The 21,913-nt window shown below is 50.6% G+C and carries 22 protein-coding genes and 1 pseudogene; 2 read left to right on the top strand and 21 right to left on the bottom strand.

Features of this window, described 5'->3' with window-relative positions:
* Nucleotides 1-192 precede the first annotated feature (192 nt).
* The 12 genes from EXW96_RS19130 to EXW96_RS19075 form a co-directional block, all read right to left on the bottom strand.
* A complete protein-coding gene (locus EXW96_RS19130) occupies nucleotides 193-1,569 on the bottom strand; it encodes a helix-turn-helix domain-containing protein (RefSeq protein WP_174351188.1) in 1,377 nt (458 codons plus the stop codon).
* Nucleotides 1,544-3,043 carry a sensor histidine kinase gene (locus EXW96_RS19125; protein WP_174351187.1) on the bottom strand — a complete coding sequence of 500 codons (1,500 nt, stop codon included), beginning with the start codon at nucleotides 3,041-3,043 and terminating at the stop codon, nucleotides 1,544-1,546. Before EXW96_RS19125 ends, EXW96_RS19130 begins: the two co-directional genes overlap by 26 nt.
* Nucleotides 3,040-4,026 (bottom strand): sugar-binding protein, encoded by a 987-nt coding sequence (locus EXW96_RS19120; protein ID WP_174351186.1) that lies wholly within the window; start codon nucleotides 4,024-4,026, stop codon nucleotides 3,040-3,042. Before EXW96_RS19120 ends, EXW96_RS19125 begins: the two co-directional genes overlap by 4 nt.
* Before the next feature lie 68 nt (nucleotides 4,027-4,094).
* The gene (locus EXW96_RS19115; protein WP_174351185.1) at nucleotides 4,095-4,556 is read right to left on the bottom strand and encodes an MFS transporter; all 462 of its coding nucleotides are present in this window, start codon (nucleotides 4,554-4,556) and stop codon (nucleotides 4,095-4,097) included.
* Nucleotides 4,557-4,946: 390 nt separating this feature from the next.
* Nucleotides 4,947-5,324, bottom strand: a complete 378-nt coding sequence (locus EXW96_RS19110) for a PH domain-containing protein (RefSeq protein ID WP_174351184.1) — start codon at nucleotides 5,322-5,324, stop codon at nucleotides 4,947-4,949.
* 174 nt (nucleotides 5,325-5,498) lie between these two features.
* Nucleotides 5,499-6,089 carry a TVP38/TMEM64 family protein gene (locus EXW96_RS19105; protein WP_137670999.1) on the bottom strand — a complete coding sequence of 197 codons (591 nt, stop codon included), beginning with the start codon at nucleotides 6,087-6,089 and terminating at the stop codon, nucleotides 5,499-5,501.
* Nucleotides 6,090-6,165: 76 nt separating this feature from the next.
* Entirely contained in the window at nucleotides 6,166-6,807 is a 642-nt protein-coding gene (locus EXW96_RS19100; protein ID WP_174351183.1) for an ABC transporter ATP-binding protein, read from the bottom strand.
* The gene (locus EXW96_RS19095) at nucleotides 6,804-8,456 is read right to left on the bottom strand and encodes an ABC transporter permease (RefSeq protein WP_174351182.1); all 1,653 of its coding nucleotides are present in this window, start codon (nucleotides 8,454-8,456) and stop codon (nucleotides 6,804-6,806) included. Before EXW96_RS19095 ends, EXW96_RS19100 begins: the two co-directional genes overlap by 4 nt.
* A gap of 2 nt (nucleotides 8,457-8,458) precedes the next feature.
* Nucleotides 8,459-9,565 carry a Fe(3+) ABC transporter substrate-binding protein gene (locus EXW96_RS19090; protein WP_373864990.1) on the bottom strand — a complete coding sequence of 369 codons (1,107 nt, stop codon included), beginning with the start codon at nucleotides 9,563-9,565 and terminating at the stop codon, nucleotides 8,459-8,461.
* Nucleotides 9,566-9,749: 184 nt separating this feature from the next.
* Complete coding sequence (gene pdaA / locus EXW96_RS19085; RefSeq protein ID WP_174351181.1) at nucleotides 9,750-10,532, bottom strand: delta-lactam-biosynthetic de-N-acetylase; 783 nt, start codon at nucleotides 10,530-10,532, stop codon at nucleotides 9,750-9,752.
* A 281-nt stretch (nucleotides 10,533-10,813) separates the two neighbouring features.
* Nucleotides 10,814-11,893: an anti sigma factor C-terminal domain-containing protein gene (locus EXW96_RS19080; protein WP_174351180.1), complete on the bottom strand. Its 1,080-nt coding sequence runs from the start codon at nucleotides 11,891-11,893 to the stop codon at nucleotides 10,814-10,816.
* Nucleotides 11,886-12,407 (bottom strand): RNA polymerase sigma factor, encoded by a 522-nt coding sequence (locus tag EXW96_RS19075; RefSeq protein ID WP_074728886.1) that lies wholly within the window; start codon nucleotides 12,405-12,407, stop codon nucleotides 11,886-11,888. The genes EXW96_RS19080 and EXW96_RS19075 overlap by 8 nt, the downstream gene beginning before the upstream one ends.
* Nucleotides 12,408-12,562: 155 nt before the next feature.
* Here EXW96_RS19075 and EXW96_RS19070 point away from each other — a divergent pair, with 155 nt between their 5' ends.
* Entirely contained in the window at nucleotides 12,563-13,195 is a 633-nt protein-coding gene (locus EXW96_RS19070) for a DsbA family oxidoreductase (protein WP_217437424.1), read from the top strand.
* Nucleotides 13,196-13,247: 52 nt separating this feature from the next.
* Here EXW96_RS19070 and EXW96_RS19065 read toward each other — a convergent pair whose 3' ends face one another.
* The 6 genes from EXW96_RS19065 to EXW96_RS19040 form a co-directional block, all read right to left on the bottom strand.
* Nucleotides 13,248-13,679 (bottom strand): EamA family transporter, encoded by a 432-nt coding sequence (locus tag EXW96_RS19065; RefSeq protein WP_074728884.1) that lies wholly within the window; start codon nucleotides 13,677-13,679, stop codon nucleotides 13,248-13,250.
* A gap of 141 nt (nucleotides 13,680-13,820) precedes the next feature.
* Complete coding sequence (locus EXW96_RS19060; RefSeq protein ID WP_054817008.1) at nucleotides 13,821-14,009, bottom strand: hypothetical protein; 189 nt, start codon at nucleotides 14,007-14,009, stop codon at nucleotides 13,821-13,823.
* Nucleotides 14,010-14,014: 5 nt separating this feature from the next.
* The gene (locus EXW96_RS19055) at nucleotides 14,015-14,311 is read right to left on the bottom strand and encodes a ferredoxin family protein (RefSeq protein ID WP_062410263.1); all 297 of its coding nucleotides are present in this window, start codon (nucleotides 14,309-14,311) and stop codon (nucleotides 14,015-14,017) included.
* A gap of 3 nt (nucleotides 14,312-14,314) precedes the next feature.
* The gene (locus EXW96_RS19050) at nucleotides 14,315-15,610 is read right to left on the bottom strand and encodes an FAD-dependent oxidoreductase (protein WP_054817007.1); all 1,296 of its coding nucleotides are present in this window, start codon (nucleotides 15,608-15,610) and stop codon (nucleotides 14,315-14,317) included.
* Nucleotides 15,594-16,628: an electron transfer flavoprotein subunit alpha/FixB family protein gene (locus tag EXW96_RS19045; RefSeq protein ID WP_054817006.1), complete on the bottom strand. Its 1,035-nt coding sequence runs from the start codon at nucleotides 16,626-16,628 to the stop codon at nucleotides 15,594-15,596. The genes EXW96_RS19050 and EXW96_RS19045 overlap by 17 nt, the downstream gene beginning before the upstream one ends.
* On the bottom strand, nucleotides 16,628-17,455 hold the full coding sequence (locus EXW96_RS19040; RefSeq protein WP_174351179.1) for an electron transfer flavoprotein subunit beta/FixA family protein: 828 nt from the start codon (nucleotides 17,453-17,455) through the stop codon (nucleotides 16,628-16,630). Before EXW96_RS19040 ends, EXW96_RS19045 begins: the two co-directional genes overlap by 1 nt.
* Nucleotides 17,456-17,689: 234 nt before the next feature.
* Here EXW96_RS19040 and EXW96_RS19035 point away from each other — a divergent pair.
* Nucleotides 17,690-19,122: pseudogene (locus EXW96_RS19035) on the top strand (catalase).
* Between the two features lie 126 nt (nucleotides 19,123-19,248).
* Here EXW96_RS19035 and EXW96_RS19030 read toward each other — a convergent pair.
* The 3 genes from EXW96_RS19030 to EXW96_RS28335 form a co-directional block, all read right to left on the bottom strand.
* The gene (locus tag EXW96_RS19030; protein WP_054817005.1) at nucleotides 19,249-19,449 is read right to left on the bottom strand and encodes a cold-shock protein; all 201 of its coding nucleotides are present in this window, start codon (nucleotides 19,447-19,449) and stop codon (nucleotides 19,249-19,251) included.
* A 266-nt stretch (nucleotides 19,450-19,715) separates the two neighbouring features.
* Nucleotides 19,716-20,249 carry a YceI family protein gene (locus EXW96_RS19025; RefSeq protein ID WP_054817004.1) on the bottom strand — a complete coding sequence of 178 codons (534 nt, stop codon included), beginning with the start codon at nucleotides 20,247-20,249 and terminating at the stop codon, nucleotides 19,716-19,718.
* A 221-nt stretch (nucleotides 20,250-20,470) separates the two neighbouring features.
* A complete protein-coding gene (locus EXW96_RS28335; RefSeq protein ID WP_309225163.1) occupies nucleotides 20,471-21,724 on the bottom strand; it encodes an ATP-binding protein in 1,254 nt (417 codons plus the stop codon).
* Nucleotides 21,725-21,913 lie beyond the last annotated feature (189 nt).

Genomic DNA, 21,913 nt, shown 5'->3' with positions numbered 1-21,913 from the left:
CGCTTACATCATATCAAGGAGACCCCGCTTACACACCGGTTAAAGCCAGCATTTCTTTGGCATGAATCTGGATTGTTTTAATTCCGGATGAAAACGCTAACTATCAATTTTCATTTTCTAGTATTTTTTTGGCACTACAGCAAAAAAATCCATTTCCCTATAGAAAATGGACTTTATCCCGCTTTGATTTGGTCAAGCTTGATCAGCGCCGGCCGACAGCTCTTTTTGCTGCCGATACTGCGACGGGGAAACCCCTGTCGCTCTCTTGAAGGCGCGGCTAAAATAGTTCGGGTCATGATAGCCGACCTGATAACAGATTTCCTTTAAACTGTACTGTTCATCCGCGAGCAGTTCCTTGGCCTTGCCGATCCGCAAACGGGTAATATGGTCAATAAACGTCTCTCCCGTCTGCAGCTTGAACAGCTTGCTGAGGTAAAATGGATTCAAACCCGCATGATCGGCTGCCTGCTCCAATGAAATGTCCTCCCGGTAATGCTTCCTTATATAATCAAGCACCCGGTCCAATACCGATCCGGCCCGCCTTCCCCTCTCCTCCTGAAGCTGGTCCAGCTGCCGGTTCATGTCGTCCCCTCGCGGAAAAACGGTGACTTCCAACCCCTTGGCCGCTCCGGCCGCCTCTTCGGGCAACCGGTCGAACGGCTGCAGCCGCTCGGATCCTTCCGCAGCTGCCGCATACAGCGCTTCCCTAAACGAGACGCGCAAACCTTCGATACCCGGTTTTACGGTTCCCAGACCGAGCCTGGCGCCGATCATTAGCTGCCCGGTAATAAAGCTGCTCAGCTCCTTGCCCCACTGCAGGGATTCGGTACGGAAGGTGAAGAACGGCTTGCTCTCATCCCCGTTCACAAGAAACAAGGCGATCCATCTGCCCACTACAGGACCGGCGACAGCATGCGGCACCGTCGCTTTGGCCCGGCTCCGCACCGCTTCATACAGCTGCTCGCTGCTCATACCCTCTGGAGTATCGATCGTCCCATCTTCCTTTACCGGCAGCGAAATCACGCAGGCGCATCCGCATACCACGCGCAAATCCAGCAGCCCAAACAGAGGTTCCAGATGGTGGTCATACAAGGGATCGAGCATCAAGGACAGCGCAATTTCCTTCTCTGCAAGCGGTATGAACTCCATCGCCCGTTCGCTCAGGCGCAGCTCTTCCTCCCGCTTTTTGTGTTCTGCTGCGATTTCTTCCGTCAGCTTCCCCAAAATATCTGCGATCTGATCCCGCCTCATCGGTTTGAGGAGGTACTCCTTTACACCAAGTGAGATCGCCTCTTTCGCATAAGCGAAATTATCGTACGCCGTCACGAGCACGAACTTTGCCTGCGGATGCCGCGATTTGATCTCCCTGATCGCCTCCAGACCTTGAATGCCCGGCATCTTAATATCCATAAATACAATATCAGGCCTGATTTCATCCGCCCGTTGAATGGCTGTCCGTCCGTTCTCCGCATGCGCGATATCGAATATGTCCGGCATAAAGCGCTTTACAATCAGCTCCAGCCCCTCGCGTTCCAACGCTTCATCATCGGCGATCAGCAATCTGTACATCCGGCTTAACCTCCTCCGTAAGCATAGGCAGCCTTAACTCCACCACCGTGCCCTGTCCCTGTCTTGTATTCCCCAGAATGCTTACCAAATCGTCTCGGCCATAAAAAAGGCGGATCCGCTTAAACACATTATGCGTTCCAAGGCCCGTCGATGCCTTCTTCTCAGTCGGCGGTTCCCCCGACATGCTCCCCGCGGTTTTTACCGGCTGCTCGTCCTGCCGCATCAGCGCGATCCGGGTCTCCTCCGGCATGCCGACCCCGTTATCCTCCACCCGTACGATCAATTGGCGTTGATACGGTATTGTCCAAATGCGAAGGGCAATCTCCGCACCTTCCTCCATATTCTCAATCCCGTGCACGAACGCATTCTCAATAAGAGGCTGCAGCGTTAGACATGGAATCAGCTGGCCCAGCGCGGCCTCCTCAATCTCCGTTACAAAGCGTACTCTATCGCGAAACCTTGAACCTTGGATGGTAAAATACTCCTTTGCATGCTCTACCTCGTCCCGGAGGGTTACCGGCTGGTCGAGCTTGCGCAAATTGTAGCGGAGCAAATGGGATACGGACACAATTAAATCGCTGGTCCGGTCCGCTCCCTCAATCAACGCCAGCTTGGACAAACTGTTCAGCGTATTAAACAAAAAATGCGGATTGATCTGGCTCTGCAGCGCCTTGATCTCCAATTCCTTGACAAGCCGGTCCATCTCCAGCCGCTCCTTATCCCGGGCGATCAGCTCCTTGAGATTGTACAGCATGTGCCGAAACGTCCCGGTCAGAATGCCGATCTCATCGTCGGTTTGCGATGCCGGCGGCTCCACATTGAGGTTTCCCCTCGAGATCTGCTTGGCCGTCTGCACCAGCCGGCCGATCGGCTCCGTAATGCTTTGCGACAGCCAGATGGCAAACAAGATACTCAAGAGGGTTCCCACGAGAAAGATCGCAAATCCCAGGCTGTTGATATGATTCGTAAGTTTAAGAATACTCTGGTAATAGGGCTGGTAATGGGTAAGCTCCAAGTCAACCAGATGCTGCCCTTCCTGCTGGATAAAGCCGGCCGTTTTCTCCGCCTGCTCATAAAGAGAAACATAGGAGGACAGCGTCCCTCCTTCCAAAGATTGCACAACCGATGTTTCCTGATGAATGAAGGTTTCCAGCAAATTGGTGTAATTGGTGAGCCCCAACGGATTCAGCTCGTTTCGGCTTGCCGTCAGAAGCGCTTGCAGCTGCTGCAGGCGCTCTCTCCGATCGGCCACGATATCCCGGTTGCCCGTGCTCGGCTCAATCAAGTAAGAGCTCAGGGCGCTTAAATTTTCTTCCGTTCCTTGTGCGACCTGCTTATATAATAAAATCCGTTCCATCATGAGATTGTAGCTTTCCTGAACCGTTTTGCCGCTTTGGAAGATGAAAAAAGACACCGAGTTAATCAGTACAACAATCAGCGGGATAAAGACGAACAGCTTTCGGCGGATACTCATTGCGAATCCTCCCCGCCCAAATCCTCCCGAGTTAAGAGTCCCGTTTCGGTATAATGCTCCCGCGGCAACGCAGCCCCCTGCTTATGCTCAAGCATCAGCTTCACGGCGTCGTACCCCATCCGATACGGCTTCTGTACGACCGTCGCTTGAATATCACCGCGCCTGATCGCCTGCTGCGTTTCTTCCAAATCGTCAAAACCGAAAATGAGCAGTCCTTCCCGGCCGCTCTTCTTTTTGGCCTGTAGAATACCGATCGCATCCAGCGCGCTCGTTCCGGCCATGATCGTTAAATTCGGATAGCTCCTCATCAGATCCTCCGCCTGTTGTGCCGCCTGAATCCGCGAGATATTGGATGCGCGGACTTCCACCAACTTGAGCTCCGGGTAAGCTTCGATGACGGAAAGAAATCCCTCCAGCCTCAAGCGCTGATTGGCCGCTTCTTGACTGCCGATGATGACGCCGATCTCTCCCCGCGTTCCTGCCGTCTTGACTACCGCTTCACCCAGCAAACGTCCGGATAGATAGTTATCCGTCCCGACATATGTAAGCCTGGCGCTTTCCGGCGCATCCGTATCCACCGTCACCACCGGGATGCCGTGAGCTACTGCCCGATTAATCAAGCCGATATAATCGCTGTCGGCCATGCCCTGCGCGAGGATGCCGTCGGCCTTGGCTGCGATCACCTTCTCGAGCAGATTTTTCTGTTCCTGCGGGTTGTTGCGATAAGGCCCGATATATTCGATATCCGCCCCCAGCTTCGATGCCGCATCCCGGGCGCCCCTCTCCACCGTCCGCCAATACGGATTGTCCAGCTCTTGTGAAATAAGCACCAGATGCGGACCCGACCGTTCAGCCGACGCCCCGCTCTCCATTTGTCCGACAACGGATTGAATGGACAAGCTGGTCTGAATGAACTGCCAGAGCAGCAATAAAAATACGATAAACAGCGCGTACACGCCGATCGCCCATTTGTTACGCGACATGGTTCAGCACCTATCCTTTGCTAAGCGCCCGTCGTGATGCTAACGCTTTCATTTTACGTGTAAGCCCATTATAGGAGAAACCGCAAAGGTCGTCCAGCCGGGCTGGAACAGCGGGGTCTTCTTTCCACGTTGCAGGCCGCTCTTCCCGTGATAAGACGGAAGGCGGAGCTTCGCTGGTTCCGGGGGTCAAGTGCAGAAACAGGCCCCAGCCCGAAGGCCTTCCCTCGATCTCCTTCGGGGACGTGACCGGTCAAAAGAGCGTTCATGGAAGGAAACATGAAGGCAAAGCCGATACCGTATATCGCCATAACTGCGAAAAGGCTCTCCTCCCGGCCGGCCAGTGAAAGTCCAAGCAGGGCCGCGGCAATCGTCAGCACCCCGGCCAGCAAGGTGGAAAGCGGCGGTACCCGGTCGAATATCCGGTTGGTCGGCAGCAGGAACACGCCGATCGCCACCACGCCGAAGGTGCTTAGCAGCAGCCCTGCAGCCTGCTCGCGGAGAGCGAGCGCGTCCGCCTTGAGCGGCAGCATTACCGATCATATTCGTAAGCGAATAAACGCCTACGGCTAATCCGATCATGAACGGATCTGCTCCGAGACTCTGAGCCCAAGAACTAATCACGGGCAGCTGACTGAACATATCGAGAAAGGCGATGATAATAAGGATGTACAGTACCGTTTTTTGCGGATCACCGGTGGTATGCCCCTTTCGTATGACCTTTACGTTTTCCACGTGGAACAAACATTCGTTCGAGGGCCCGTCAGGCCTATTCTGACTTGGTGCGGCGGAACGCATGAGCTGCCATCAGAGCTTTAGCACGAATCGTTGCGGCACCCGATCATGGCAACCTTAATCCCCCTGCTGCCGGCTTTCCATCATTATTCCCATTTTGTCTATCGCTTTAGATCCCGTCGTATTGTCTAATCCAGCACGTAAGCGGCCAACACGCTCTGCAGCTCATAGATATTCAAGCTCTTGTTAAACTGCTTCTGGATGGGTGTCGCATTCCCGGAAATCCAGATTTTCAGTTCGGCATCCAGATCAAAGCTCCCCGCGGTTTCAATGCTGAAGTGCGTGATGCTCCGATAAGGAACGGAATGGTACTCCATCTTTCTTCCGGTCAAGCCCTGCTTATCCACCAGAATCAGACGTTTGTTCGTAAAAATGAACAGATCGCGTATGACCTTATACCCCTTCTCAATCGTTTCGCCTTTGGCCAATATTCCTGCGTATTCTTTCTGGAGATCAACCGCATTCAATTCCGATGCGTTCCCCATGAGCCCGTCGAAAAATCCCATTCCTTTCACCTCTGCCTCTGTTTTCCTTCAGGTTATCATGCCGCCGTCAAGACCGCTACCTCTAATTTTGCGCGTTCATACTGTAAACACCAAACGCACAGCTATGCTGGAAGTTAGTTCCCTAACAAAAAACGCCCTCCCCTGAACAGACAGCTTCAGAAGAGAGCGGTGCTTTCATTTAAAATATTTGGATTCCAGCTTACGCCCGAACAGCCAAATGATAAAGAACACAAGAAAAATCAGCGCTATTTTCAGGGGATGTTTGAGCAGGCTGTCCAAATTATGGCCGGCAAACGATACGAGAAAGATCATGACGCCTTTGCCCAAAGCCGTAGCCACGACAAAGGTATGCATGGGAACCTTGGAGAGCCCCGCTATTATGTTCACAAGAGAGGATGGTGTAAACGGGAAGCATGCGAGCAGGAAAATGGGGGTAAACCCGTGCTGCTCCAGCCAATGCACTAATTTCTCCGACCTGGGATGCTTCCGCTCGATCCAACCGCGAAGCCTGCCACCAAATTTACGGAAGATTGCAAACACGCTGATGCTTCCGCACACTACTCCGATCCAGGACAGCAATACGCCTTCGCCTAATCCATAGGCATTCACATTGGCAATCAAGATAGCCACCAGAGGCAAAGCGGGGAGAAAGGATTCTGCCATAGGGGCTAGAATACCGGGAAGCGGCCCTAAGGCTTCATATTGCTTTAGCCAATGTTCCACATCATGCCAATCCAAACTTGTAATCGTCTCCATCCAATTCATCTCGTGTCGCTTCACCTCAGTATAGTTAATACAACTATACTATCCCCGTTGGTCTAATGCAACGGGCAACCCTTGATTAAGAAACCATCATCACCGTACGATCACAAATCGCATCAACGTCCTGGTGGTCGTGACTTACGAACAAACAGGTCATCTCCGCTTTTCTCAGGATATCTCTAAGCTCGCTGCGGATAGAGACTTTAAGGTCTGCATCCAGGTTGCTGAACGGTTCATCCATCAGAAGAATGGAAGGACGCGGGGCAAGAGCCCTTGCCAAGGCTACACGCTGCTGCTGACCCCCGCTTAATTCGTGGGGATAACGCTTCTCAAAGCCTGATAGCTGCACCAGCTCCAGCATTTCTGCAAGCCGCTCTGCACGTTCTTTCTTCGACAGACGATGCAGGCCAAATTCGATGTTGCCTGCTACGGTCATATGCGGAAACAATGCATAATCCTGAAACACCATGCCGACGCCGCGCTTTTCAGGAGGTATGAAGGAGGTATCGTCCACCACGGTACGCCCGGAAATCGCAATGCTTCCGCCGGTTGGCGACTCCAACCCGGCAACAAGCCGCAGCAGCGTACTTTTTCCACTCCCGCTAGGCCCCAAAATCCCGACGATCTCCCCTTTTTCCATATCGAAGGAGAAGCGGTCAATCACTGGCTTCTGTTTGGAGGAATAAGAAAATGAAAGTTTACCAATATTCACGATCTTCATGAATTCAACCTCTTCCCTAATTGATGAAATACGATAACAGAGACCATACTGACACCGATAATAAACAAAGAGGGTATGGAAGCTTCATAGATGCGTTCGTCGCTTGCGTATTGATAGGTCTTGGTCGCCAGCGTTTCAAAGTTAAACGGTCTAAGCAGCAAGGCTAACGGTAATTCTTTCATAATTTCCACGAACGTTAGAATAACGCCGCTGAACAAGGCGCCCTTGATCAGCGGGGCATCCACCTTGAAAAAGGTCTTCGTCATCCCCAGGCCGAGCAGCCTTGAGGCTTCCGTATATTTCATCCCGATCTTCTCAAAACCGGCCTCGACCGCATTGTATCCGGTGGCCATAAAGCGGACCACATAAGCGACAACCAGCATAACCAAGGACATGCTGAGCACAAGCGGCGCTTTCCCCAGGCCCATGCGGGCATATAGCGGGGCCAGCCATTGATCAAGGCCGATAAACAGCGCCAGTACGCCGATGGCAATAATCGCTCCGGGAACGGAATAGCCGGACGTCACCGACCGGGCCAGCACATAGGTCAGCACATTCGATTGCTGACGAACTACATTGGCTGTAATCACCGAGAACACCATAATGATCGCCGTGGCCGTCAAAGCAAGGCCTATCGTGTTATACGTCAATTCGAAAAAAGCCGGGGTAAGCACATCGTCATAGCTCCAGGCGGCCCATACGATCAATTGAATGACAGGGATAAGGCAGGAGCACGCAAACATAAGCCCGCAGAACATGAAAGCAGCCGCAGCGCGGATACCTTTCAGCTTCTTGGGTGTAAGCGGTCTTGATTTACTGGTGGAAGCCGCGAAGCTCCGCTGATGGCGGAGCAGCCGTTCCACCACGAATATCCCGACAACCCCCGCCATCAGCCATGCGGCCAGACGGACGGCAGAGTCGACATCGTACATTCCGAACCAGGTCTGAAATATCGCCACGGAGATGGTCTGGATACCGTAATAGCTCGATACGCCATAATCGCTAAGCACTTCGAATACGACAAGTATGACACCGCCGACGATGGCAGGCCGGGAAATCGGCAGCACGATAAAGAGAAATATGGAAAAAGGTTTTCTCCCGAGCAGAGCGGCATTCTCAATATAAGAGCCGCTCTGATGCTCCAGATAGGATCTGGTAATCATGTATACGTATGGAAACAAGAACATCGTAAATATGAAAATGGCGCCTCTCATCGACATGATGCCAAACCACTCCGGGTTTGGCATCACCCCGAATTCATTGCGCAGCGTGGTTTGGACAATGCCGGTATAGCTCAACATCGTGCTGTAGGTGTATGCCGCAATGTACGGAGGAACGGCCAGCGGCAGCACAAGCGCCCAGCGAAAAAAGCGTCTGAGCGGAAAATCATAAGCCGCGATCAGCCAAGCCAACGTTACCCCGAGCAGCACGGTAAACAGACAAGTAAACAACACAAGCCAAACGGTCTGGAACACATAGTCCTGCAGTAAATACTGCTTGATGTGCTGCCAGTTTTCGTTTGGCGGTTGGAACAGCGACACGAATATAGTAAAAATGGGCAGCAGAACGACCACTGCCCCCAGAAGGCTGGCATAAAGCCAGCCGTTTGTATGTTGTTTTATATTGCGTATAGCTGTTCTAAAGCGCATTCTTATTTCCAACCTACTTTATTAGAAATCTCAACTGCCTTTTTATTATGTTCTCCCAGCTTGGCAAAGTCAATTTGCTGGGCCTTAAACTCTCCCCAAGATTTCAGAAGCTCCGGTTTCTCCGCCTTGGGGTTTACCGGGAATTCAAAGTTCTCCTTGGACATCAGTTCCTGCGCTTCCGTATCGGTCAAGAACTCGATCAGCTTCACGGCATTTTCTTTATTTTTGCTGTGCTTTGCAAGACCCACTCCACTGATATTCAGATGCGTGCCGGTCGTGCTTTGGTTAGGGAAGAACACGCCGAGCTGCTGTGCAACCTTCACTTCTTCCGCATCTTTGGAGTTCAGCATCTGTCCAAAGTAATAAGTGTTCATAATGGCTACATCTCCGGTTCCCGCAGCAATGGCTTTTGCTTGGTCACGGTCCCCGCCTTCCGGCGCACGGCCGAGGTTAGCGACGATGCCTTTAGCCCACTCTTCCGCTTTCTGCTCCCCGTTCAACTCGATCAGGGAAGCAAGCAGCGATTGGTTATACAAGCTTGTGGAGGAACGCACGAGCACTTTTCCTTTCCACTTATCGGTAGCCAAATCTTCGTATGTAGAGAGCTGCTCCGGTTTAACCCGATCTTTGGAGTATACGATCACACGGGCCCGCGTCGACAGACCGATCCACTCGTTGTCTTTATCCCGGAGCTGTGCAGGAACATTAGCCTCAATGACATCCGACTTTACAGGCTGCAGCACTCCGTTCAGCTTGGCGTTATTCAGCACTCCGCCGTCCACTGTGATGAACAAATCGGCGGAAGTGCTCTCTCCCTCACGCTTTAACCGTTCAATCAATTCTTCCGCCTTGCCTTTGACGACATTGACTTTAATACCGGTTTTCTCCGTAAATTGAGCATAAAGAACGTCGTCCACTTCATAATGTCTTGCCGTATAAAGATTGACGACTTGTTCCGTCTTCGATTCGGAAGCTCCGCTATTCGGCTCTTGCGGCTGCGCAGCTTGCTGTCCGCCTTGTGATGCCGTTCCACATCCTGCCAAAAGCCCGACGCTCAGAATAGCCGTTATTGCGGATGATAAGAATCTCCGGTGTTTCTTTAACATCATTACACTCCCCTTTTTAAAGTTGGTACTGATAATCATTATCATTTATTTGCAACTTGGATTCTAGCAAGAATAAACCCTACTGTCAACCCATTATTTTATAGTCACCGCAAACGGTTCCATCAAAAGCAGATTTCGGTATGAATACAAAATAAACCCCCACATCGATGTGAGGGTTACGGATAAATTAATAATTTTTCGTCTGCAGCTGGTCCAGGCTCTTGAATTCATATCCTTGCTTCCGGGCATCGTCAATAATTTTGGCTAACGCCTCCGCGTTGTCTTTCGATACAGAGTGAAGCAGGATGACCGCACCGGGATGCAGCTGCGACATGATGCTTTCGTATGCGTAAGCCCATCCTCTTTGCAGCTTCGGATCCCAGTCCTCATAAGCAATCGACCAAAACACGTTGGTATACCCGTATCCTTTGCTGGCCGCAAGCATCCGTTCGCTAAAAACCCCCCGCGGCGGGCGCAAATACGGCATTTCCTTTTGGGAGGTCAGCTCCGCTACTTTCGTTTTGACACGATCCAGTTCTTCCTTCAGCTTCTGGTCGGATACCTGTGTAAGGTCGGGATGGCTCCAGGAATGATTGCCTATGAGGTGGCCCTCCTGCACCATTCGCTTCAACAGCTCGGGCTGGTCTTGAATATAATGTCCCGTCACAAAGAAGATGGCCGGTACCTGCTTCTCCTTGAGTACATCCAAAATCCTGCTCGTATAGCCGTTCTCATAGCCGTTATCAAACGTAAGATAAAGCTCCTTTTGCTTCGTATCGCCCAAAAAAATGGCATCATGCTTCTGGACAATGGACCGGAACCCCTCTTCCTGAATCGATGGAAGCTCATGGTTCCTGCTCTTCTTAAACCCGAAGTGATAAGGTTTGTTCGCATTGGCTTCGGCCGAATGGGGTAAAATCAAACACAAAAGCACAACGAATGCGGCGAGGAAAGAGACATAACGTTTCATGTAACCATTTCACTCCTTAGGCGATGGTTTTTCTTATGCGGTCATCGGCTAAGGGGTAATGTTCCACAAAAAACAGAAAGTTATGTGTTTCCTTGTAGAAGGAAAGATAAGCAGGCCAATGGATATGTTTTCACCCCGCATACCCATCCGTTAACCCTCTTGCTTGGCACTTAAGTCCTGTAAAATTGCAATTATTGACATATGGAAAAATGTAAAGGTGTCGATAACACACCGCCAGACTTGATGCCTTTGTGTACGGGGATTTAACCTATGGGCCTATGTTACGATGTGTGTTCCTCCCAGTTCCAAATTTCGATCCTTCCCAATTGAAAATAAAACAGGCCCTGCTCCTGCTTCAGCTTCTCCAGCTCGCGCACCGGTCCTGTAACAACGGCGCCATATACTTTCACTCCGTTCTCTTTCAGGTAGTCCAACCGCTTCCCGTCGTTTTCGGACTCCCGGTAGCTTCTCTCCTGTCTCAGCCATTCGATATCTTTGAGCATTTGATCGACGGATTGCTTGAGGGTGTCCGCATTCTCCAGCCAACCGGCCCAGCTCATCCCGTTTCCCTCTTCTTGATACTTTACAAAAGGCCTTAACGTAAGATGGGGCACGAAATGGAGTTCATTTGAGGTCGAATGGGGAATATTCTTCAGATCTCCCTTCAGCTCTCCCGCATAAACCGGCATGCTGAGAACCCGCACTTGATAGTTGGAAAGCCGCTTGAGAAGCTCCTCGGGATCCATCCCCACAGCCGTGGAAAAAGCCAACTCCGCTACATAACCGTCCTCGATATGCTTGAGCTGCTCCCAAACCGAACGGTTGGAGGGAGCTTGTGTGCGGCTGGGGTCACCGGCAATCAGATCGGGCGGGACGGCGAAAGAAAACCGGCTGGGTGTTCTTAAATAGGTTACATTTTCATTGATCGAATAGGTTACGTCACCGAAAAGCGTTTGGGTGGCCGTAACTTCCCCTGCGATGATCTGCCATTCACCCACCTGCTTAAACAGCTTCAGCGTGGCTTTTTTCGTCAGAAAAGGCGTCAGCTCTGCGTTCCAATGACCGCCTTTCTCCACTTTTAAACCCGGTTCATGCGTTTCTACCAAGGTAGTGACATAGCGGATAAATTGGTCGCTTTTCCCGCTGCTGTGATAATAACTCGTTACGAGCATCATATAAATCCATACCAGCAAGAAAATCCCCAGCAGTGTGGAGACCACGCTCCTTACGACGGTAAACCGGGTGCGCCAGATCATGCGCTTGAACTTTTTCTCATCCCAGGCCGGGGAATCCGGTTCGTTGGCATCGGATTCCCAGTTATGCAGCAGCTTTTCTTCGTTAGTAAAGCGCTGTTCACTCATGTCCATTTCCCCTTTCCCATTGATCCGCCAGTTCCCTGAATTTATCCCTGCTGCGGTGCAGCATGACTTTGACTTGACTCATGCTGAGATCCAAAGTCTCGGCCAGCTCCTGATAGGAGAAGCCTTCCATTTCCCTCAGATAAAGAATCGTCCGGTAATGCTCGGGCAGCTTACGCATGACCCCGGTCATTTTTCTCCGCTGCTCCTTCAGCTGCAAAGCCTCTTCAGGAGTAGGCATCGGGCTAGTGCCGGAAGCGTGAATCTCTATGGCCTGCAGCATCTCCGCCTCCCCCTTCCGCTTGCGTACCCAGTCGATAAACAGATTTCGGGCTACTTTATATAACCAGGCCCGGGCCAATCTCATATCCTCCAGCCGAAGCGAGAGCATGGCCCGATAAAACGTCTCCTGAAGCAGCTCTTCGGCCACCTCTTTAGACCCGCACATGCGGTATAAATAGCGATAGAGAGAGGGCTGAAACATCCGGAACAGCTCTGTAAACGAATCCTTCTGCATGCCTCTCCCCCTTTCGCAAGAGTTATAACGATTGATCTCTGTTTTTGTTACAGATAAAAACAAAAATATCCGATGGTAAATGATCCATGGTTGCCTTTCGCCGCCAAATCGATCATACTATAACAAAGTAAGTAACTGACTGGAGGTAAATATAGATGATACAAATCGATGTCTTTTCCGACATGGTATGTCCATGGTGCCGAATCGGCAAGAAAAATTTACAGGATGCTCTGGCTGCATGGGGTCCTAAAGACGAGGTGGAGATCCATTTTAGGGCTTTTGAGTTGGATTCGACGCTGCCGGCCGAGGGACTTCCCTTTCAGGACGCTATGATCAGAAAAATGGGCGGCAATGCCGCTTCCTTGAAGCAAATGACCGATCGTGTGACCCAGGCGGGGGAAGCGGTGGGGGTGACATTTCGTTTCGATCAGGTGACCCGCATGCCGAACACCAAGCTGGCCCACCGGCTGACGGCCCTGTTGCCCGCCTCCGAGCAGGAGGCTATGATCGATGCCATCATGAACGCTTACTTCGAACAGGGCCAGGACATAGCCCAGCTGGATATTCTGCTTGGCATCGCCGCTTCCCTCGGTCATGATCCGGTCCATCTGCGGGAACAGCTCGAACAAGGGAAAGGAAGCGACAAGGTAACCCATGACCAGACAGCAGCCAGACAAATCGGCGTTACCGGCGTACCTTTCTTTGTATTCAATAACAAGTACGCCCTCTCCGGAGCTTACCCGCCCGCCGAGCTGATCAAAGTACTCGAGAAAGTCGCAGCGGAATAGACAGACAAAGGACACCGGGGCGGGTGTCCTTTGTTTTTCTTATATTATACCTTCAGCTGAATGCGATCAGAATGACGCCGATGGCAATGAGACTTATGCCGATTCCGCTGATCCAGCTGAGGCGTTCCCCCAGAAACACAACGGCCGCTATCGTCGCAATGACCACGCTTAATTTATCGACCGGGGCGACTTGCGAAACTTTACCGAGCTTTAAAGCCCAAAAATAAAACAACCAGGAAGCGGCACCGGCGGCTCCGCTCAGCACGATGAACAGCAGCGTTTTTTTGTCTTCGAAAAGAGACGGGATTTTACCGATATTGCCTTGAAACGCAACCACGGCCACTAAAAATACCGCCATAATGACGGCCCTGACCGCCGTTGCCGTGTTGGCGTCCACCGACTGCAGCCCGATCTTGCCGAAAATACTGACCAGCGCGGCGGTTATGGCCGATAATAAAGCGAAAACCAACCATAAATAACTCATACGATCCCTCTTTGCAGTAATATGGTAGTACTCTTAGGTTGGCTTCAAGAAGAATTAACATACTAAGGCACACCGGCTGAACGGCAAAGCGGTGACCGGGTACCACCGCAAGGGCACCTGGTTATGGTTTACTCCATATGTTTACTCACGATTTCTATCTGCACCTTGATCGTCATCCAACCTAAGAGCTATTTTGGAGAGCAGCTCGCCTTTCTCCCAGCTGGAGAAAAAATCCTCCCACACGACGTGGTATACATCATCGTTCGCCTCCATAATAATGCCCCTTGCCCGGTCCAGGGAAAAAACAACGCAATCGCCGATCTCAAACATAGGCTTCACCCCAATCGAAAGACGATCCCGTGGCCGCCTTTCGGGTATTCCCATTTGATATTCTGATGAGGACAGCCGATTCTGCAGCTGCCGCATTCGTGACAGCCCTCGTAGCCGACATGCATCCGGATCTCCTCCCATTTATACACTTCGGCAGGGCAGAAGATCGTGCATATTTTATCGGGGCAATCGGTTAAACAAACCTCCGCATTCAACACATGAAGATGAGATTTCGTATCGGCGTTAAAACGAAGGAGATACTGCTTCTCCTCTATCGTTGCGGCTTTGGCCTGCTCACTCATGACTCACTTCATCACCTTCCATGCCCGGTATAGGTCGCGGGCGATTTTGAGCTTCTCTTTGACCGGGCCGATCTCATTCCATATCTTCCTCTGCTTCTCTTTCTTGGAGGAACCGTCTACGGTAAACATTTGGCTGGCCGCTCGATTCATCATGGGAATATATTGATCGAAATATTGGGGAAAGCGGTCGAAATGGTGAGTGGCGTCTTTATATTTTTTCAAATCCTGACCGACGAAGCTGTCCATCAGCCGCTTGCGGTAATGATCGAGCACGCGCTCGGAATAATCTCCCTCTTCTTTGGCCTTCACGACCGTTTCGGCAGCCAAACGGCCGGAGGTCATCGCCATGTTCGATCCTTCCCGGTGAATCGCATTGACAAGCTGTGCGGCATCACCCACGACAAGGACGCCGTCTCCGACAACCTTAGGCATGGAATAATAACCGCCTTCGGGGATCAGATGGGCCAAATATTCCTGGGGTTCGCCCCCTTGGAGGTACGGACGAATCATCGGATGATGTTTGACATATTCCAGCAGCTCGTATGGTTTTATTTTATGCTTGATGAGTCCCGAGAGTAAAGTGCCGACGCCTATGCTGAGCGTATCTTTATTGGTATACAGAAATCCTGTGCCCAGGATCCCTTTGGTGGCATCGCCGAACAGCTCGATGGTACACCCTTGATCCTGCTCCAGGTTAAAGCGGTCTTCAATGATTTTGCGGTCCAGCTTAATAATCTCCATGGTAGCCAACGCCACTTCGTCCGGCCTGAATTCTCTGTGAAACCCGAGCGACTTCGCCAACAAGGAGTTCACTCCGTCCGCCAGGATCACGACATCCGCATACAGGTCCCCGTCCGGACGGTCCGTACGCACGCCCACCACGCGGCCGTCCTCTACGATGCATTCCAGCACCACCGTCTCGTTCACGAGCAGTGCGCCCTGATCCACCGCCTTCTGAGCGAACCATTGATCGAATTTGGCCCGAAGCACGGTAAAGTTGTTATAAGGCTCCTGTCCCCATTCCATTCCTTTATAACCGAAGGTAAGGGCCGATTCCTTATCCATCATCATAAACCGCTGCTCGACGATAGGCCGCTCCAGCGGAGCTTCTTTATAAAATTCCGGGATGACATCCTCCATCATCTGCCGGTACAGCACGCCGCCCATCACATTTTTCGAGCCCGGATATTCGCCTCGCTCCAACAGCAGCACCTTCACTCCGGCCTTGGCCAGCTCATAGGCACAGGCAATTCCCGCAGGGCCGGCGCCGACGACGATGCATTCAAATTTTTCGGACATACCCGTCCTCCTTTCCACCCAAGGCCGTTGTGTACTCTTCAATCAGCAGGGGCAAGATCTCGAACGCATCGCCTACAATCCCGTAATGGCAGTTCTGGAATATCGCAGCATTCGGATCCTTATTGATCGCTATGATTAATCCGGAATTTTGCATGCCCACGATATGCTGGATGGCCCCTGAGATGCCTATGGCAAAGTAGATTTTCGGCGTGACCGTTACACCGGTCTGCCCTACTTGATGATGATGCCCGATCCATCCCGCTTCGACCACATCCCGGCTGGCCCCTACGGCGGCTCCCAAAACTTCGGCCAGCTTATGTATCAGCTGAAATCCAGCGGGTCCTCCCATTCCCTTTCCCCCGGCTACCACAATATCCGCTTCATCGATGCGCACTCTGCGGGCTGTTTCCCGAACGATCTCCAACACTTTGGTGCGAACCTCTTCTTCCTGCAGCGGAATCGATTCTTCTACCAGCGTTCCCGTTCGGCCAGGCTCCGGGAATAGCGCTTTCATAACTTTCGGGCGAACGGTAGCCATTTGAGGCCGGTACTTCTTGCACAATATTGTCGCCATGATGTTGCCCCCGAAGGCAGGACGGCTGGCCAGCAGCAGGCCGGTGTCTTCTTCCACATCCAGCATGGTGGAATCGGCGGTAAGTCCCGTAGGCAGATCCGTAGCCACCGCGCTCGCCAGATCCTTTCCGGTCGAGGTGGCGCCGTACAGAATAATTTCCGGTTTGTACTTCTGCGTGCACGCGAGCAAGGCTTTCATGTACGGTTCCGTACGGTAATGCTTATAAATCGGGTCATCGTATACATAGAGCGTATCCGCACCGTATGCAAATACCGTTTCTGCCAAGGGCTTCACGCCTTCGCCGATGACGACCCCGGCCAGCTCCGTTCCCCGTTTATCCGCCAGCCTTCTCCCCGCCCCCAACAATTCAAGCGAAACCGGAGCGACCTGGCCTTCCTTCACCTCGATATACACCCAGACACCCCGGTAGTCCTCGAAGCTCATCAAGCTTCACCCCTTGCTTGGAACAATTCTTTCTTTTCCATCAAAATGCCGAGCAATCCCTTCACCTGTTCCTTCGGTCCACCCTCCAGAATGGTCCCCCCTTGGGGCTTTTGGGGCGCCCACACGGAGGAAACAATCGTCGGCGACCCTTTTAATCCAAGCTGAGTCCGGTCAACATCGTCCAGATCGCCCACAGACCATATTTGCGGTTGATAGCGTGCCGCCCGAAGCACGTTAGGCAGCGGAGAATAAGGAACTTCGTTAATCTCTTTTTCCACGGAAAGCAGACAGGGCAATGTCGATCGGACAACCTCATAGCCGTCCTCCAGCTTACGGTGTACGATCACATATCCTTGTTCCCGCCGCACCTCCACGATCTTCTTGACCGAGGTGAGCGGGGGAATATCGAGTCTCCTGGCAATCCCGGGACCCACTTGACCCGTGTCTCCGTCTATGGTCATTTTACCGCACAGGATCAGGTCGATCGGCCGGAGCTTGGCGATTTTGTCCAAAGCTTTCGTCAGCGCATAGCTGGTCGCCAGCGTATCGGCGCCGGCAAACGCGCGGTCGGAGATCATATAGCCCTCGTCCGCTCCGATTTCGATGCATTTTTTAATCGCCTTCACCGCCGGCGGCGGCCCCATGGTCAGCACCGAGACCGTTCCCCCGTACTTTGCCTTGAGCCGAACCGCCTCCTCCACCGCATGAGCGTCATAGGGATTGAGGATCGCCGGCGCGCTGGCACGATCCATGGTATTGGTCTTCGGATTCATCTTGATGATTTTCGTATCCGGCACCTGTTTAATACAAGCGACAATATGAAGCAATGCGCATCACCCGCCCTATCATCCTAGGAAGTAGTCATAATCCAGTATATATGGCTAATACAAATAAAATGCATGGGATTCCTCATTCCTCCGGGCTTTTCCCGCCGTGAGTGTTCTTTCCGGCTCCACACGCTCGCCGGCCTTGATGGATCGAGCAATTTCGAACCGCCGTGCAGAATATGCACAACATGACCATCACACATCTATTAGACATTTGAAGAGGAGGTTGATGATATGGGCAAAAAAAAGTTAACGACATCCAGTGGAAGCCCTGTCGCGGATAATCAGAATTCGCAAACGGCCGGCCAACGCGGGCCTGTAGTGATCCAAGATGTGCACTTACTCGAAAAGTTGGCTCATTTTAACCGCGAACGTATTCCGGAGCGGGTCGTCCACGCGAAAGGCGCGGGCGCTTTCGGCTATTTTGAAGTCACGCATGCCGTGAATCAGTGGACCAAGGCCAAATTTTTATCCGAGGTTGGCAAGCAAACACCGGTTTTCATCCGCTTCTCAACGGTCGCCGGCGAAAAAGGCGCCGCGGATACCGAACGCGATCCTCGCGGTACGGCTATCAAATTCTATACCGAAGACGGCAATTATGATCTGGTCGGCAACAATACGCCTGTTTTTTTATTCGCGATCCTCTGAAGTTTCCGGACTTTATCCATACGCAGAAACGCAATCCCCAAACCAATCTTAAAGACCCGAACGCGATCTGGGATTTCTGGTCTCTTTCCCCGGAATCGCTGCATCAAGTGACCATTTTGTTCTCCAACCGCGGCACACCCAAATCGTATCGTCATATGCACATGTTCGGCAGCCATACGTTCCAATGGATTAATGAGCAGGGCGAAGCCGTCTGGGTAAAATACCATTTCAAGACCGATCAGGGCATTCAGAATTTTCGCCGGGAGGAAGCCGTCCGCATCGCCGGCGAGGACCCGGATTACGCAACCCGGGATCTGTTCGAAGCGATCGAAAAAGGGGATTATCCGTCCTGGACGCTGTACGTTCAAATTATGCCTCTGCAGGATGCAGATACGTACCGTTTCGACCCGTTCGATGTAACCAAGGTGTGGTCCCAGAAGGATTATCCTTTGATCCCGGTCGGACGCATCGTATTGAACCGGAATCCGAAAAACTATTTCGCGGAAGTGGAGCAAGCGACGCTGTCGCCTGGAAATGTGGTGCCCGGTATCAGTTTCTCCCCGGACAAAATGCTGCAGGGCCGGCTGTTTGCCTATTCCGACGCGCACCGGTACCGCGTGGGAGCAAACCATAATCTGTTACCGGTAAACCGTCCGATAAGCCCTGCAGACAACTATCAGCGGGATGGGGCGATGAGATTCGACGACAACGGCGGCAGTTCGGTCAACTACGAGCCCAACAGCTTTAACGGCCCGAAAGAGGTTCCGGAAGCCAAAGCTCCGCCGCTGCCGGTATCCGGTGCGGTCGACAGCTACCCGTATGATCGCGATGATCATTACACGCAAGCTGGCGATTTGTATCGTTTATTGAGCGAGAGCGAACAAGCGGATCTGATCGACAACATTGTCACTGCGATGAAGCCTGTGAAACCGGAGATTCAACTGCGGCAAATCGGGCATTTCCGCAAAGCCGACCCCGATTACGGAGCGAGAATCGCAGAAGGTCTGGGATTAGGTTAAATCCCGGCAAAGACGAAGCCCTTATCATTGTCGATAAGGGCTTTCGCTTTATGACAGCACGAAAGGAACCGCCTTTCTGGAGACGATCCCTTTGGTTGCTGTCTTATGGCTAAGACGGTATGTGCTTTACAGCTTTACAACATTTTCGGCTTGAGGACCGCGGTTGCCTTGTACAACGTTGAATTCCACGCGTTGGCCTTCGTCAAGCGTCTTGAAGCCGTCGCCTTGAATCGCGCTGAAATGTACGAATACATCGTTTCCCCCTTCAACTTCGATAAAGCCAAAACCTTTCTCTGCGTTAAACCATTTTACTGTACCTGTTTGCATTGTGAAAAACCTCCAATAGATAATTTAACATGTTCCTTTTTTCTTTAAAAAAAATTCACATATTGAAAAAAGTTCCATCTTCAAAATGATCCCCTTTTCAATATGTGAATTGCGGTTTCAAATTTCCAATTTCTCTAACTTTACCACAGTTTATTTCAAAAAGCAACTGTCTGGGCCATCGGCCTTTCCCCGCCGGTATGTGAAAAGACACCCGATAGGGTGCCCTTGATTCACAGGGGATCCGCCATGCTGTTTATATATCCATGTCAGGCTTGTTTCGACGCTTCAATCTCAATCGAAACTTTAACCTCGTCTCCGACGAGCACGCCTCCTGTTTCCAATGCCGCGTTCCAGGTTAAGCCGTAGTCGCTGCGCTTCAGGCTGCCTTGACCGCTGAATCCGGCTTTCTCATTTCCCCAAGGATCTTTGCCCTGACCCTCAAATGTAACGGAGAATGTTTCAGGGCGAGTGACGCCATGAAGGTTCAGATTGCCGGTCACATTGTATTCCCCGTCACCTGTTTTCGTGATTTGGGTAGATTGGAAGGTCAGTTTCGGATACTTCTCGATATCAAAAAAATCAGCTGTACGCAAATGCGCATCACGATCATCATTCCGGGTGTCAATACTGCTTAAATCGATACTAAATTGAACGTCAGCGGTTGTCAGATCTGTGGGGTCGGCTTCAATATTCGCTTCAAAGGTATGGAAGGTCCCCTTTACCTTCGCAATCATCATGTGTCTGATCGTAAAATCGATACTGCTGTGCGTAGGGTCGACAATCCATTTTGTTTTAGCCATTGTAACAACCTCCCTATTTTTTACTTACTAATAGTTAATATCTAACTATTAGTATGTTAGTATTAATTGTATTCTTTTATCCTTCTTTTGTCAATCAATATTTTGGAAATTTACCCAAAATTTTTTTTTCTGTCTGCGTAAAATAAAAAAACAGCCCGTAGAATCCCATTCCGTGAGGAATGCTGTCTACAGGCTGTAAAAGAGTGATCCCACTCATGACTTTATGATTCGGCTAACGGCAGCTCAACCCTTACTTCCGTACCTTGATTGTATGTACTCTGGATATGGATCGTGCCTTCAAAATGATCCAGAAGCTTCTTTACCATGTAAAGACCAATCCCTTGACCGCTTTTTTCTTGATTGAATTTCCCGTATTTTTGAAACAAATTTTGAAGCTGGTGTTCATGCATGCCCACACCATGATCCTTAATCTTCATCACTACTTTCTTCCCGTCACTCACGGCCGAGAATATGACTTTGGAATGCTCATGACTATACTTTATCGCGTTGCTCAATAAATTCGACAATATTAATTTAAAGCCGATGGTATTGTTGAAAAGCTTCTCGTTTCCTTTCAGATCCAGTGTATAAACAAGCTGAATCTCTTGCGTTCTCGCTTTAATACTCATAAAATCGATGACTTCTTGTATACTCGGCAAAAGCCGGATCATTTCTTTATTCCATAATAAGTCGTTTGATAACATCTGTTCCGTATAGATGATATATGAAATTTCATTATCTATAATATCCACGCAGTCGGCAATCGATTTCATCTTTTCTATGCTGCCCGGACTTAGATGAGACTCCGATTTAAGCACCATCGAAGCATACGCTTTGATAATCGTCAGCGGATTGCGGACTTCGTGGGACACCACATGAACAAAATCCAGCTTTTGCTTATATAAATCCATTTCGGATTGCATTTCGGACTGAACCGAAAGGGAAGGAAATATCACCGTTTCATCTGTATTCTTATATAAATTGGAACGAATCAGTTCATTGTCCGTCATCAGGTACTCGTGGCTTCTCATTAACTTCATAAGAAGTGACGCAGGTACACTTTTCGCATCATAGGCACAGACGGATAACAATCCCATTCCGTAAACATTGCTGTCAGCTATCACTTCGTACTTCTCAAGCAAATCTGCAATACCTTCTTGTTCCTTCCAATCTACATGGGCCCACGTTCGTATAGAAATATGCTTATTCAAAAAAGGCTGCAGCATTTCACCCAATTGATTCACGATGGTTTGACTGTTAAAATCTCCGTGCACCCCATAAAAAACGCATCGGTCATAAAAATGCACCTTACACCGTTTGTCATTCGATAGAATCTGCTTCAGCTTCTCCTCAATCAGACGATTTTTCTCTTCGGAGTCAATAAACAGAATATGATGATCGTGTTCCAGACCGGTGACAATATATGAAAGCGCATTATTTAGATAATGCTGCAAATCATCGTAAAAGTATAAAATATGCCCGCCGTTTGATACTTGTAACTTTTTGTTAATTGCATGATTGAATTTCCGTTCATGTCAGCACCTCATTGTAAAAAAAAAGCTACAAGAATGGGAAAGACAGCGCTACCTGGTTGAATATGTATTTACAAACATTATACAAAAAAATTGTCGATTTTTAAATTCATATTTTCCAAATTTTTGCGC

Origin of the sequence: Paenibacillus sp. JMULE4 (genome assembly GCF_013337105.1) — a bacterium.
GTDB classification, from domain to species: domain Bacteria; phylum Bacillota; class Bacilli; order Paenibacillales; family NBRC-103111; genus Paenibacillus_G; species Paenibacillus_G naphthalenovorans.
Note: the sequence above shows the minus strand (reverse complement) of the source record. Positions and strands in the feature narration are given on the sequence as shown.